This window comes from Psychromonas sp. MB-3u-54, from assembly GCF_002836415.1.
GTDB lineage: Bacteria > Pseudomonadota > Gammaproteobacteria > Enterobacterales > Psychromonadaceae > Psychromonas.
Genome location: NZ_PJBP01000178.1, coordinates 106,007 through 119,701 on the forward strand (window position 1 = coordinate 106,007; position 13,695 = coordinate 119,701).

At 42.9% G+C, this 13,695-nt stretch carries 12 protein-coding genes; 4 read left to right on the top strand and 8 right to left on the bottom strand.

The window, feature by feature from the left end:
- Nucleotides 1-385 precede the first annotated feature (385 nt).
- Nucleotides 386-1,327, top strand: a complete 942-nt coding sequence (gene rbsK / locus CXF72_RS16240; RefSeq protein WP_101040577.1) for a ribokinase — start codon at nucleotides 386-388, stop codon at nucleotides 1,325-1,327.
- Nucleotides 1,328-1,335: 8 nt separating this feature from the next.
- Nucleotides 1,336-2,340 (top strand): substrate-binding domain-containing protein, encoded by a 1,005-nt coding sequence (locus CXF72_RS16245; RefSeq protein WP_101040578.1) that lies wholly within the window; start codon nucleotides 1,336-1,338, stop codon nucleotides 2,338-2,340.
- Between the two features lie 72 nt (nucleotides 2,341-2,412).
- On the opposite strand, the gene ilvD is transcribed toward CXF72_RS16245, so the two are convergent.
- The 3 genes from ilvD to ilvG all read right to left on the bottom strand — a co-directional run bounded on the left by ilvD (nucleotide 2,413) and on the right by ilvG (nucleotide 6,295).
- Nucleotides 2,413-4,251 (bottom strand): dihydroxy-acid dehydratase, encoded by a 1,839-nt coding sequence (gene ilvD, locus CXF72_RS16250; RefSeq protein WP_101040580.1) that lies wholly within the window; start codon nucleotides 4,249-4,251, stop codon nucleotides 2,413-2,415.
- A gap of 143 nt (nucleotides 4,252-4,394) precedes the next feature.
- Nucleotides 4,395-4,652 carry an acetolactate synthase 2 small subunit gene (ilvM, locus tag CXF72_RS16255; RefSeq protein WP_101040582.1) on the bottom strand — a complete coding sequence of 86 codons (258 nt, stop codon included), beginning with the start codon at nucleotides 4,650-4,652 and terminating at the stop codon, nucleotides 4,395-4,397.
- Nucleotides 4,649-6,295 carry an acetolactate synthase 2 catalytic subunit gene (gene ilvG, locus CXF72_RS16260; RefSeq protein WP_101040584.1) on the bottom strand — a complete coding sequence of 549 codons (1,647 nt, stop codon included), beginning with the start codon at nucleotides 6,293-6,295 and terminating at the stop codon, nucleotides 4,649-4,651. The genes ilvM and ilvG overlap by 4 nt, the downstream gene beginning before the upstream one ends.
- 154 nt (nucleotides 6,296-6,449) lie before the next feature.
- Between ilvG and CXF72_RS20080 the strand changes: the two genes are divergently transcribed.
- Nucleotides 6,450-6,578, top strand: a complete 129-nt coding sequence (locus CXF72_RS20080) for a hypothetical protein (protein ID WP_269801200.1) — start codon at nucleotides 6,450-6,452, stop codon at nucleotides 6,576-6,578.
- 73 nt (nucleotides 6,579-6,651) lie between these two features.
- On the opposite strand, the gene CXF72_RS16265 is transcribed toward CXF72_RS20080, so the two are convergent.
- The 5 genes from CXF72_RS16265 to CXF72_RS16285 all read right to left on the bottom strand — a co-directional run bounded on the left by CXF72_RS16265 (nucleotide 6,652) and on the right by CXF72_RS16285 (nucleotide 12,523).
- Nucleotides 6,652-7,254: a peroxiredoxin C gene (locus CXF72_RS16265; protein ID WP_101040586.1), complete on the bottom strand. Its 603-nt coding sequence runs from the start codon at nucleotides 7,252-7,254 to the stop codon at nucleotides 6,652-6,654.
- A 269-nt stretch (nucleotides 7,255-7,523) separates the two neighbouring features.
- Nucleotides 7,524-8,366 (bottom strand): 1,4-dihydroxy-2-naphthoyl-CoA synthase, encoded by an 843-nt coding sequence (menB, locus tag CXF72_RS16270; RefSeq protein ID WP_101040588.1) that lies wholly within the window; start codon nucleotides 8,364-8,366, stop codon nucleotides 7,524-7,526.
- A 315-nt stretch (nucleotides 8,367-8,681) separates the two neighbouring features.
- Complete coding sequence (gene menH, locus CXF72_RS16275) at nucleotides 8,682-9,479, bottom strand: 2-succinyl-6-hydroxy-2,4-cyclohexadiene-1-carboxylate synthase (RefSeq protein WP_101040590.1); 798 nt, start codon at nucleotides 9,477-9,479, stop codon at nucleotides 8,682-8,684.
- Nucleotides 9,466-11,211, bottom strand: coding sequence for a 2-succinyl-5-enolpyruvyl-6-hydroxy-3-cyclohexene-1-carboxylic-acid synthase (gene menD, locus CXF72_RS16280; RefSeq protein WP_101040591.1), 1,746 nt, complete (start codon nucleotides 11,209-11,211; stop codon nucleotides 9,466-9,468). Before menD ends, menH begins: the two co-directional genes overlap by 14 nt.
- A 13-nt stretch (nucleotides 11,212-11,224) precedes the next feature.
- The gene (locus tag CXF72_RS16285) at nucleotides 11,225-12,523 is read right to left on the bottom strand and encodes an isochorismate synthase (protein WP_101040594.1); all 1,299 of its coding nucleotides are present in this window, start codon (nucleotides 12,521-12,523) and stop codon (nucleotides 11,225-11,227) included.
- Between the two features lie 102 nt (nucleotides 12,524-12,625).
- Between CXF72_RS16285 and menA the strand changes: the two genes are divergently transcribed.
- On the top strand, nucleotides 12,626-13,549 hold the full coding sequence (gene menA, locus CXF72_RS16290) for a 1,4-dihydroxy-2-naphthoate octaprenyltransferase (protein ID WP_101040596.1): 924 nt from the start codon (nucleotides 12,626-12,628) through the stop codon (nucleotides 13,547-13,549).
- Nucleotides 13,550-13,695 lie beyond the last annotated feature (146 nt).

The window sequence follows — 13,695 nt, forward strand, 5'->3', positions numbered from 1 at the left end:
TGCACTTACAACAGCCTGAGGATTTCATTCTCGGGCTGTATTTTTACTCTTAACATCTTAAATACATTGTTTAAGCTTGTTTAAAACTAGGGCCTGTTTATCTTTCGTGGTTAATTTTTGTTCGTGATAAAAGCGGCGCGAGCTGTGTAGCTTAGTCATTCTAAGTAAATACCTCGCAACAAAGAGTAAAACGCTTTTAGCCGAACCCTTCGGGTAGCATTTGTAGCTCCTTTCTACGGCGTTATCGCTTATTTATGTAGAATAACTACACGGCATAAGCTCTGCCTTGTATAAAGAATCTACAAACTGCTGCAAAAACAATCCCGAAAGATAAATAGGCCCAGCTTAAACAATGTATTTTAACTTTAATTAAAATGGTTTATTTATGAATAAATTAGTCGTTCTAGGCAGCGTTAACGCCGATCATGTTTTACAAGTCCCCTCTTTCCCGCGTCCCGGAGAAACCCTGTACGGCAAGGGGTATGCTGTTATCCCCGGGGGAAAGGGCGCTAATCAGGCCGTCGCGGCTGCGCGTTTGGGCGCCGATGTCGCGTTTATTGCCTGCGTTGGAGATGATAGTTTCGGGGTTAATATTCGTGACGCTTTTAAAAGTGATGGAATCAATGTTGATGGTGTTATGATTGAAAAAAAGACGCCAACAGGGATCGCCATGATTCAAGTGTCGGCCAGCGGAGAGAACAGTATTTGCATATCTGCCGAAGCCAATAATCACCTCACGCCGGAGCGAATAAGCCCTTTTTCCTCTCTTATCAGCGCAGCTGAAATGCTGCTGATGCAATTGGAAACGCCTATTGAAACTATTCAGGCTGCTGCTGAAACGGCTAAATTATCAGCCACTGTGGTAGTCTTAAATCCGGCTCCTGCACAATCATTAAGCGATGATTTATTAAAATTGGTTGATATTATTACGCCGAATGAAACGGAAGCTGAGCAGCTTACCGGTATTAAAGTCAAGGATATGCCCTCCGCACAACAAGCCGCTGAAAAGTTGCATCACAAGGGAATCGAAACGGTGATGATAACTTTGGGTCGTGAGGGGGTCTGGTTAAGCCGGGCTGGCACGGGTAAGCAGATAAAAGGTTTCGCAGTAAAAGCCGTGGATACAACAGCTGCAGGAGACACTTTCAATGGTGCGCTATTGACCCGGTTGCTGGAAAAGGCAAGTGTGGAAGAAGCGATTCGTTTTGCCCATGCCGCAGCCGCGATCACGGTAACCGGTAAAGGGGCACAAACATCAATTCCGAATCGCCAGGCGGTTGAGCAATTTTTACAACAAATGGATAAAAATAATAATATAAGGATGTAAGAACGCGAATGGCAACCATAAAAGATGTAGCAAAACATGCCGGCGTATCGACTTCAACGGTCAGTCATGTTTTAAATCAAACACGTTATGTCAGCGAAGATATCACGGCCCGCGTAAAAAAGGCGGTCGATCAACTGCAATATGCGCCGTCAGCCTTAGCGAGAAGCCTTAAGCTTAAATATACACATACCTTTGGTATGTTAGTGACAACCTCAACGAATCCCTTTTTTGCGGAAGTGGTAAAGGGGGTTGAGCGCCGCTGTTATGAGCAAGGTTATAATTTACTGCTCTGTAATACGGAAGGAGATTTGGAGCGTTTACGTTTTAATATCGACATGCTGCTGCAAAAAAGGGTGGATGGATTATTATTGATGAGCGATGAGATTGTCAGTCAAAATCTGGATATTTTTGCCCGCCATAAAGCCGTGCCGACCGTGGTCATGGATTGTGGTAAAACGCATTTTCCGGCAGATAAAATACAGGATAATTCTTATCTTGGTGGTTATCTAGCAACCGAGTATCTGATAAAAAAAGGTCACCGAAAAATTGGTTGTATTACCGGGCCTCTCAATAAACCGATGGCTGAGAAACGTTGGGCGGGTTATCAACAGGCGATGCTGGATGCCGGGATTTTCATCAATCCTGATTGGCTGGCGGACGGCAATTTTGAATGTGAAGGGGGTCAACAAGCCTTCGATAAAATATTAAGCAGAGGCACCTTGCCCAGCGCACTGTTTGTTTGCAACGATATGATGGCCTTGGGTGTTATTAACAGCGCCAGCAAACATGGTATATCAATTCCCGATGATTTATCTATTATTGGCTATGACGATATTAAAATAGCCCGGTTTTTCACCCCCTCATTGACCACTATTCATCAACCTAAATTTAATTTAGGGCGCAAAGCCTTTGATACCCTGTTAGATAAAATTCAAAGCAAAAGAGAAAATGATTTAGAAATAAAGTTAGAACCCACATTAGTTGAGCGGGACAGTGTTAAGCAGATAGGTTAAATTCAGCCGTCAGCCGTCAGCCGTCAGCCATCAGCCGTCAGCCGTCAGCCATCAGCCGACAGCCGTCAGTTTCTATTTCAGCTTGCTTATGTCGCGTATTGCGCCTTTATCGGCAGAGGTTGCCATTAAAGCATAAACCTTGAGTGCCGTTGAAATGTGGCGTTCACGGCTAACGGGTTTCCAGCCATGAATATCCATTGCAGTGCGACGTTCAGCTAAGATTTGTTCAGATACCTTTAAGTCCATTGACCGTGTTGGAATGTTGATATCAATAATATCCCCATTTTCAATCAGACCAATAACACCACCGGCGGCGGCTTCCGGTGAAGCGTGACCGATTGAAAGTCCAGAGGTACCTCCTGAGAAACGGCCATCGGTAATTAATGCACATTTTTTACCTAAGCCCATGGATTTCAGGTAACTGGTCGGATAAAGCATTTCCTGCATGCCCGGGCCGCCCTGAGGGCCTTCATAACGGATAACAACCACATCACCTTCGACCACTTTACCCCCTAAAATAGCGGCTACTGCATCATCCTGGCTTTCGTATATTTTAGCCGGGCCGGTAAAGGTAAGATTATCATCATCAACGCCAGCTGTTTTAACCACAGCACCGTCAACGGCCATGTTCCCAAATAATACGGCAAGACCGCCTTCAGTGCTAAAGGCATGCTCCAGTGAACGGACGCAACCTGCTGCGCGATCATTATCAACGGTATCCCAGCGACAAGACTGACTGAAGGGTTTTACCGTACGAATACCGGCTGGTCCCGCACGATAAAAATCAATAATTTTCGAATCAGTGGTTTGCATAATATCGTATTTTGCCAACTGCTCTTTCATGGTCGGGCTAAGGATAGTTGGAATATTACTGTTTAATAAACCCGCGCGATCCAATTCGCCTAAAATAGCCATCACACCACCCGCACGGTGCACATCTTCCATATGGTACAAAGGAGTGGAAGGCGCAACTTTACAAAGCTGAGGAATACGGCGGGACATTTCATCCATGTCGGCCACGGTGTAGTCCAGCTCAGCTTCCTGAGCGCAGGCTAACAGATGTAAAATTGTATTGGTTGAGCCGCCCATGGCGATATCAAGTGCCATTGCATTTTCAAAAGCTTCCCGACAGGCAATTGCTCGCGGCAATACTGAATAATCATCCTGTTCGTAATGACGTTTAGTAATATCAACAATACGTTCACCCGCCTCTAAAAACAGCTGTTCACGGTCGGCATGGGTCGCAAGCATTGAGCCGTTACCCGGCAATGAAAGCCCCAGTGCTTCGGTTAAACAGTTCATTGAATTGGCGGTAAACATACCAGAGCATGACCCGCAAGTCGGGCAGGCACTGCGTTCAACTTTAGCCAGATCTTCATCGGAAACATTTTTATCCGGTCCCATGACCATCGCATCAACTAAGTCGAGCTTGATAATTTGATCGGAAAGTTTGGTTTTACCCGCTTCCATCGGACCACCGGACACAAAAATAACCGGAATATTTAAACGTAATGCCGCCATTAACATTCCCGGCGTGATTTTGTCACAGTTGGAGATACAAACAATGGCATCGGCGCAGTGTGCATTGACCATATATTCAATCGAATCAGCAATCAAATCACGAGAGGGCAGGCTATAGAGCATACCCGAGTGACCCATAGCAATACCATCATCAATGGCAATAGTATTAAACTCTTTGGCGATCCCGCCGGCAGCTTCAACGGCTCCTGCAACAAGTTGCCCCATGTCCTTTAAATGTACATGGCCGGGAACAAATTGGGTAAATGAGTTAGCAATGGCAATGATTGGTTTTCCGAAATCATCATCTTTCACGCCAGTTGCACGCCATAGTGCACGAGCACCCGCCATATTACGGCCATGGGTTGATGTTTTTGAACGATACTGTGGCATTTTAATTCCTTACTGGTTGATAAATAATCACTTCTTCAAAGAGGAGTAAACTGTTTAATAGCGTTTGCAAACTGTCTGTTAGGGAGTCACAAATTAACTTCTTTTGACAGAAAAGGTAACTTGTATGACAGAGTCAAGAGACCCTAGGCACTTTCTTTTACCGGTTGTGTCTGCCCGAGTACTGCAACCTGCGTAATGCCGAATATTTTTTCAATTTGCTTACTTAATAAACTCACCGGGCGATCACTGCTGACCGTCACGGTTACATGTAATAATTTACAATTTCCGGTGCATTCGGCGTTTATTTTTTGTATAAAAAAACCGCGGTGGCGAATAACGCGTAACAGTCTTTCCAATAATTCAGGGCTGTTCTCACCTTGAATTATCATTAAGTAATTCATTCTAAATTCTCCATCATTTTGTTATTTGCAGCGCCCGGTGGCACCAATGGCCAGACATTCTCCGCTTCTGAAATAGACACATGTAACAAATAGGCACCCTCACTGTTAAGCAGTCTAGTCAATGCATCCGGAATCTGCGATTTTGCCACAATGGTTTCGCCGGGAATATCAAAGGCACTTGCCAGAGTCACAAAATCCGGATTATCGCTTAAAATCGTTTCACTATAGCGACCTTCAAAAAATAGCTGCTGCCATTGACGAACCATGCCTAAGCGCTGATTGTCAATCAGAAGGATTTTAATCGGTAATTTACCGCGTTTGATGGTCCCAAGTTCCTGTACATTCATCATAAATGAACCATCGCCTGAAACCGCAATCACGGTATTATCAGGTCTTGCCATTTGTGCGCCAACAGCGGCTGGAATCCCAAACCCCATGGTTCCCAAACCCGAACTGGAAATATGGTTTTCAGGACGATCGACAAACATGTGCTGTGCAACCCACATTTGATGCTGTCCTACGTCACTGCAGATGACCGTGTCTGCCGGCATCATTTTTGCGAGTTTTCTAAGCAGGGCGGGAGCAAAAATAGCGCCACCGGGATGGTCATAACGATTGGCAAAATCCATCTTCATTTTGGCGACGTAGCTTCGCCAGTTGAGTATGCTGGTGGCGATTTCTATTGCCGGTAAAATTAATTTCAAATCATCATTCATGGCCAGCTCAACCACGCGTAACTTATCTATTTCGGCGGCATCAACATCCAGGTGGATAACTTTTGCATAGGGAGCAAATTCTTCTAGTTTTCCAGTAACCCGATCGTCAAATCGCGCGCCAATAGCAATCAGCAGATCGCACTCTTGAATGGCCATATTAGCCGCCTTACTGCCGTGCATTCCCACCATGCCGAGAAAATAATCGGAGTCATAGGGGATGGATCCGATGCCTTTTAATGTACACACACTGGGGATTTTTGATGTTTTGATGAAACTGCGCAACTCTGTTACTGCACCGGCCATACCGACACCACCCCCGGCATAGATAAGCGGTTTAGTGGACGACTGAATCATTGACCTTGCCTGTCTTAGTAATGAATTATCCAAGGGTTTTGAGTCGCTGGCGGGTTGTGTTAAATGATGGATAACGGCATCTGCAAGTTGAATATCCTTAGGGATATCGATCAGGACAGGACCGGGTCGACCCGACTGAGCAATTTGAAATGCCTGCTCAATAATCGGCCCTAACTGTTCAGGGCTTTGCACCATAAAACTATGTTTGGTACAGGCTAAGGAAAGGCCCAGTACATCAACTTCCTGAAAAGCATCGGTACCAATTAAATCGCTGGCCACTTGACCGGTGATAGCGATAATGGGAATTGAATCTAATAATGCATCTGCAAGTCCTGTTATCAGGTTGGTTGCGCCGGGGCCTGAAGTGGCGATACAGACACCGGTTTTTCCGGTTGCGCGTGAATAACCGATAGCGGCCATTGCTGCACCTTGTTCATGACGGCAAAGAAGGTGTTCAACACCGCCATCATAGAGAGCATCATACAAGGGCATAATTGCCCCGCCAGGATAACCAAAAACTTGTGTTACGTTTTGCTGCTTTAATGCCTGGACGACAGAGTGGGCACCATTCATTAGTATATTCCTGAATTTAGTGAATACTTATCGTTTTTTGTTTTAATAATAAAAAATCAAAACAAGCAATTAGTAAAATTTGAGAGTGTGCCTTTATAGCAAATAAAAGTTATTTCCTCAACTATTGTTAATGGCTGGGTGAGTCCACTGCAAAATGTGGTTATCTATGCTCAAAGCGGTTGCAGTGACTTTTTACATGCCGTCAAAAAAGACAGCTTGTTGGGATTGGGGATTTTATGCCGGAGACAAAAACGGCTTCAATAAAGAAGCCGTTTTTATTTAAATGATCATCGAGAAATTTGGCTGTTTTTGTATGCTTATGCTGCAATACAAAAGTGCCATTTTTTCATTTAAATTTATAGGTCGTCGTTATGCTCAGATAAGTATTTAGCAACACCTTCTGGAGATGCTTCCATACCGGCTTTATCTTTAACCCATTGTGCTGGACATACTTCGCCGTGCTCTTCATGGAACTGAAGCGCATCAACCATACGTAACATTTCATCAACATTACGGCCAAGCGGTAAATCGTTAACTACTTGATGACGAACTACGCCATTTTTGTCGATTAAGAAAGATCCACGTAGTGCAACACCGGCAGCTTCTAATTCAACATCGTATGCTTTACAAATTTCATGTTTAACATCGGCAACCAGTGGGTATTGTACCTGACCGATACCACCATCGTTGATTGCCGTGTTGCGCCATGCGTTATGAGTGAATTGTGAATCGATTGAAACACCGATTACTTCAACACCACGTGCTTGGAATTCACTAAAACGTTTGTCGAATGCGATTAACTCAGAAGGACATACAAAAGTAAAATCAAGAGGGTAGAAAAAGATGACTGTTTCTTTACCAGCAGAAAAATCTTTCAGGTTAAAATTATCAACGATTTCGCCATTACCGAGAACAGCTGCCGCTGTAAAATCAGGAGCTTGTTGGCCTACTAATACCATGAGTTATTCCTTTTAAAAATAAAAAAAGTGCTTTCACACATTGCTAACGCAATATCATGCGTCAAATGACAAAAAGATTCGAATTGTTTTTATCAATCAGTTTGATAGGAAAAGACTATCAAACTGATTGCTTATTATAAAAAACAATGAGCATATATAATCCGCTCTGAGTGCTGTTAGGCGTTTAGATCGAATTTTCTGTTATGACCAAAGGCTTGCCCGTTCAAAGGGCAATAAAAAGAGAAGAGAAGAGAAGATTGCTGTGATCATTATGGATTACGACCAAATTTTGAAAAATCAGGTTTACGCTTTTCATTAAAAGCATTACGTCCCTCCTGACCCTCTTCGCTCATATAAAAAAGCATGGTGGCATTACCCGCCAGCTCTTGCAATCCGGCCTGCCCGTCACAATCCGCATTTAATGCAGCTTTTAAACAGCGCAACGCCATGGGGCTGTTTTGCAGGATCTCTCTGCACCATTTTACGGTTTCCTTTTCTAAAGAAACAAGAGGTACAACGGTGTTGACCATCCCCATCTCCAGCGCTTCCTGAGCATCATACATGCGGCATAAAAACCAAATTTCGCGTGCTTTTTTCTGACCAACGATGCGCGCCATATAACTGGCTCCCCAGCCGCCATCAAAGGAGCCCACTTTAGGGCCGGTTTGCCCGAATTGTGCGTTGTCAGCAGCGATGGTTAAATCACACATCATATGCAGGACATGACCGCCGCCCACTGCATAACCTGCTACCATCGCAATCACAGGTTTTGGGCAAGTACGAATCTGGCGCTGAAAATCCAGAACGTTAAGATGATGACCGCCGCTTTCATCCTTATAACCCGAGTCCCCGCGGACGCTTTGATCCCCTCCGGAACAAAAAGATAAGGGACCTTGGCCGGTGAGAATAATGACGCCAATGTCACCATCATAACGCGCATCCTGAAGTGCCTGCATCATTTCATTCACTGTTTTCGGACGAAAAGCGTTACGGATATGCGGACGGTTAATCGTTATTTTGGCGATTCCATCGGCTTTGTGATAAAGAATGTCAGTGAAGTCTAAGGTGCTTTTTTTCCATGCAATGGGTGCATAACCCTCTTTTTCAGGCATATTTTTCTCTTAATTATTATCTAAAGGTTATTGGTTAAACTCGATTTAGCCGTTTTTTTACTGTGGGTTAGGCATGAAATTTTACTTACTTAAGCATAATTTGGGATAAGCATTAACATAAGTGGAGCTACATGCCTGTTAACCCGATCTGATCTTTTAAGCTGAGATCGGGTTAACTAAGATTCAAATGCTGGCATGATTCTTATGCGAATATCTTCTCTATCGTTGCATCCTATAAATTTATCTTTTTGATCTTAAAGGGTGAAAAATTTAATGCCGTCTTTAAAGTTAAAAACTGCGCAATCGAGTTAAAAGTTATTGACTAAAATGCTGCTGAATAAAGCGCGCATATTGCACCGGACTCTGCCGGTGAATATTATGACCAGCTTCGGAAAATTCAGTTAGGTGGATATTTTTAAGCTTGGTCAATGCGCGGCCTAAGGTTTTAAATTTATTATCTTTTTCGCCAAAGCAGTAATGAATCGCTAAGGGGTTTGCTTGTGTCGCATTATTTTGTAAAAAAGGGGTTGCATCGCTTTGCTGAGCGACACTGGTTGCCAGCAGCATATTGGCTAAACACACACCATAATTACGACTGCGTTTATTAATCAGGTTGTTTTTTTGTTCGCAGGAAAGATCGCTGAAAATATCCTGTTCATACCATTGATTTAAACTTTGGATAATACTTTGCGTGGCAAAGCGTTTCGCCCAATTAAGGTCATCTGCAAAACGTTGGTCTTTTTCATCCTGAGTTTGATAACCGGTATGGCAAGATTCTAATATTAAGGCTTTTAAATTTTCATCCCGTTGGGTGCGCGCGTAATCAAGTGCAATACGGCCACCAAGGGAATAACCAATGAGAATATATTCTTTGATTTGTAAGTCGTCTAGAGCATTTTTAATCAACCTGTGTGTTGTCTCAAAGCCTTTATCTATGGGTATTGTTACTGAGGCTGAATCTCCATGCCCGGGCAGGTCGATAGAGATACAATAAAAAGATTCTTTGAGCTGCTTGATGGTTTCACACCAATCCTGATGATTACCTAAAAAACCGTGCAAAAAGACTAAAGCTGGGGATTGAGGTGATCCCTGCGTTTGGCTAAAAAGTGGCATACTTTATCTGCTCTTTGATGTGCTCAAGGTGGTTGTAAGTTTGGTCGTTTTTGACGCAAATCTCAATTAAAGAAAGACGATTTTGTAATGATTTTTGATAATCACTGACAAATTGATCCAGACCTTCGGGTTGGTAATAATCGATTGAAAATTGCCTGCAGCTGTCGGCAAAGGTTAAACCATGGGGTAATTGGTAATAATCTTGTTTTTGCTGAGCAGGCACCGGTAGGAGATTAAATATCGCGCCGCCATCATTGTTAAACACAATAATAACAAACGGGCCGTGCAGTTGTTTTAATAAAGCCAGAGAATTTAAATCGTAGAGAAAAGAGGTGTCGCCAATTAATAATGTAGTGATATCTGAGCAAGACTTTGCAACACCGCTTGCCGTTGCCAGCAAACCATCAATGCCGCTTGCCCCTCTATTGCTAAAGGGCAATGCCGCGTTTTGTCTAAAAAACATATCGCTTAAACGAATCGGCATACTATTGCCGATAAATACCGGGGTGTCAGCAGGCAGTAACTTATCTAATGCGGCAGTGACGGATATTTCGCTGATCAGATTATTGTTCAAAAAAGGGCTTATTATGTGCTTCGTTATATAATTGTTTTGCTGTTGCAGTGCCTGTGACCAGTGTTTATCAATCGCAGGTATTTTATTCTGTATGCTTTTTATCCATTGCGTGGCCGAGCATACAAATCTTTTTCTTAGTCTGTGGGTGGGGTCGATTCTAGTATTACTTGAATCGACTAATAAATATTCGCCTGCAAATTCTTCAATAAATTGATTAAGGCGTTTGGAAATAAGCTTACCCCCAAACTGTACAATAATATCGGCCTGCTGCAGGTTTTCAGTAAACTGTTTATTGACCAATAACAGGTCATAATAGTGGAGGTTATTTGCATTGCCTGTTAATGCGGATTGCAGATCGGCTAAAAGCGGGTAATTATTTAATGCAGCAAATTCAGCAATGGCTTGAGCTTGATTGGTATCGTTGATACGGCCGGCAATAACCAGCACCTTTTTATCCCTTAGCTGAGTATGGGCTGCCATTTGAAAAGCGTCTGTATTATGAAAATATCGGCTAAAGGGTTGTTTATCTGTTAGCCACTGTTTTAATGATTGTAAATAGCCTTGATAATTAACCGTGGTTGTTTGCGGATACAAGGGCTCTGAAAACGCGATATTAAAATGAATCGGTGCGGGGGTCTGCCGCTGCAGCTGTAACCCTTGATTAATCGTGGTTAGCAGGTAATTAGGTTTGATATGTGTCGTCGCACTGGGTATTTGTGCAAAAAAAACCGGGTAATGGGAAAAAATTCGATATTGGTCAATGGCTTGATTCGCGCCGCAATCGATCAATTCAACCGGTCTGTCGGCCGATAATACAATTAAAGGGATAGCGCTTAGTTTGGCTTCAATAACGGCAGGATAAAGGTTTGCGACCGCGGTGCCGGAGGTGGTAATAATAACCACGGGTTTACGGCTAAGAAGACTCAGGCCAAGGGCGAAAAAACCTAAACCCCGTTCATCAAAATGTACATGGGTATGTGCCTCTTTATGCTGGTCAGCCGCTAATGTTAAAGGGGTTGAACGGGATCCGGGGGCAATACAAAAATCTGAAATACCGTTGCGCACCAGCTCTTCAATAAACAGAGATGCCCACAACAGGTTGATATTAGAAAACTCATGAGCAAATGAAGTCGGCTCTTTATATAATGTAGTGATCATTTTTCACCTTAAATTACACCGATAGAATATCTAAAATAGTGTGAATTTTATTTTCCAATTCCTGCCATTCCTGATCTGCAATTGACCCTATTACAATGCCGGCGCCAGCAAATAATTTGATCCTGTTATCAGACAGCAGGGCGCTGCGGATGGCAACACTAAAGTCACTTTTATCGACGCGCAGATAACCTACAGTACCCGCATACCAACCACGATTATAATGTTCTTTATCATTAATAAACTGCAGCGCGGGCAATTTTGGAGAGCCCCCTACGGCCGGGGTTGGATGTAAATTATGTAAAAGCTGTGCATCGTTGGTTTGCGCATTTAATTTAGCGTTAATCTCCACTCGTAAATGCTGAACATTAAGCAGTTGCATGACATGCGGCTCAGAACAGCTAACCTCCGCCTTTAAACGTTTAAGATTAGAGACAATAAATTCTTGTACTAAATAGTTTTCCCGGTCAATTTTTTTATCGCTTAACAAGCTTTGCCGCAGAATAGCATCTTCGCGCGGCTCCCTTCCCCGATTGACTGTCCCGGCTAAGGCTTCAGTTTTAAGTTGGTTTTTTTCACGAGAAAAAAGCCGTTCCGGAGAGCAACCGATAAAAGTATGGTTTTTAGAAAACTGAAAGGCAAAATGGAAACTATTGGGGTTTGCTTCCTGCCATTGATTCATTAAATCCCATTGATTAACTTTTTGCTCACAGACAAGCTCAGTCTGCCGAGATAAAACAACTTTTGGGATTAATGCCTTATACTCAATGGCCGATTCAACCAGCTTTGCCCATTGTTGCTGATTTGGCAGATCCTTTCGAGAAACAACGATATTGTTGACCGCTTGAAGAGAAACAGGTTTTTGCAGGCAATTTATTAATAATAAACTCTTCTCAATACTATTAGAGCCGTTAAAATGACAGGTTAAACTTAATTTTTGCTGTTCTAATATAAACTCTAAGGCCGGACGGATAAAAAATATTTCCGGGAAATCTGCCCATTGCACCCCCTGCTGCTGAAAAGCCAAGCCACCAAAGTAACAAGCCTCGCCAATGGGTTCGGGAATGTAGGTGCATTCATCAATTGCACCAAAGCAGGCAATGCTTTGCAGATGATCTATATCCTCCCAGTAAATTCGTGGATAAAGTGGATCGCTGCCCGATGATTGTCCTTTTAATAAACCAAGTAAATCAAACCGGGTAAGCGGGATAACCAGATTACAGCTTGGCTTATCGCCCTGTTTTATTGCAAACTGTTGTAATTGTTCACGAATAAAAATGACCATTAAATTGAAATTATGCTCAGCAGTTAACATGGGCTCATGATATATTGACGGATTAAGGTTTGTTAATGTAGCGCGATTAACGGCCGATTCCTAGCGGTACCGCGTATAACCACAATTATTTAGGATATTTAGATGAGTAAGGTTTCAGTTTGGCTAAGCGAATTACGCTTACGTACATTACCGCTTGCAGCAGCTTCAATTATTTTAGGGGCTGGACTCGCCATTCACGCTCAAATATTTGACCTGCTGATTTTTAGTTTATCGCTCATTACCGCTTTGTTACTGCAGATTTTATCAAATCTTGCCAATGATTATGGTGATGCTATTTCCGGCGTAGACAATGGCAAGCGTGTTGGTCCGTTACGCGCAATGCAGAGCGGTGCTATTAGCCGAAAAAGTTTGAAAATTGCGATTCTTTTAACGACTTTTTTAGTGTCCGTTTCGGGCATGACTTTATTGGTTGTTGCATTAGGTTCAAATTCAACGAGTTGGGTAGTTTTTTTAGTGCTGGGTTTATTAGCTATCGTAGCTGCGATAACCTATACCATGGGAAAATTACATTATGGCTACAGAGCGATGGGCGATCTTGCTGTTTTTCTATTTTTTGGCTTGGTAGGCGTGGTCGGCAGTTATTACCTTTACGGTTTAACTTTTAGCTGGTCCTTACTTTTACCGGCAACCAGTGTCGGGCTTTTATCCGCAGCGGTTTTAAATATTAATAATATGCGTGATATGTATACGGACAAGGAGGCTAATAAAACAACTTTGGTGGTTTTATGGGGGCGGAGAAATGCTTTTATCTATCATTTGTCTCTTATCGTTGCTGCCGGTATCTGTTCTATTTCCTATTTCAGTTTGCTTGAAAACGTACAAGCCTGGCAATTTATTTTTTTGCTCAGCTTTAGTCCGCTAATCAAAAGTTGTCTGGCATTAAAAGAGGCGATCTTCAAAGATATTCGTGACGGTCAAGTATTTAATGATGAGCTTAAAAATACGGCCTTATCAACCTTTGTTTTTAGTCTTTTATTTGCCGTGGTATTAATTGCGATGAATTAGGGGCTGTTGACCTTTTGAGTACAAATTTTGTTCAATCTAAAAGTGTTCTGAGCAAGGCATGCTTCGTTCACATAGTTATTCTATGTAAACGATGCATAACGCAGCGCAGGACGCTTTTAGATGAACCCGAAGGGCAGCATTTGTGC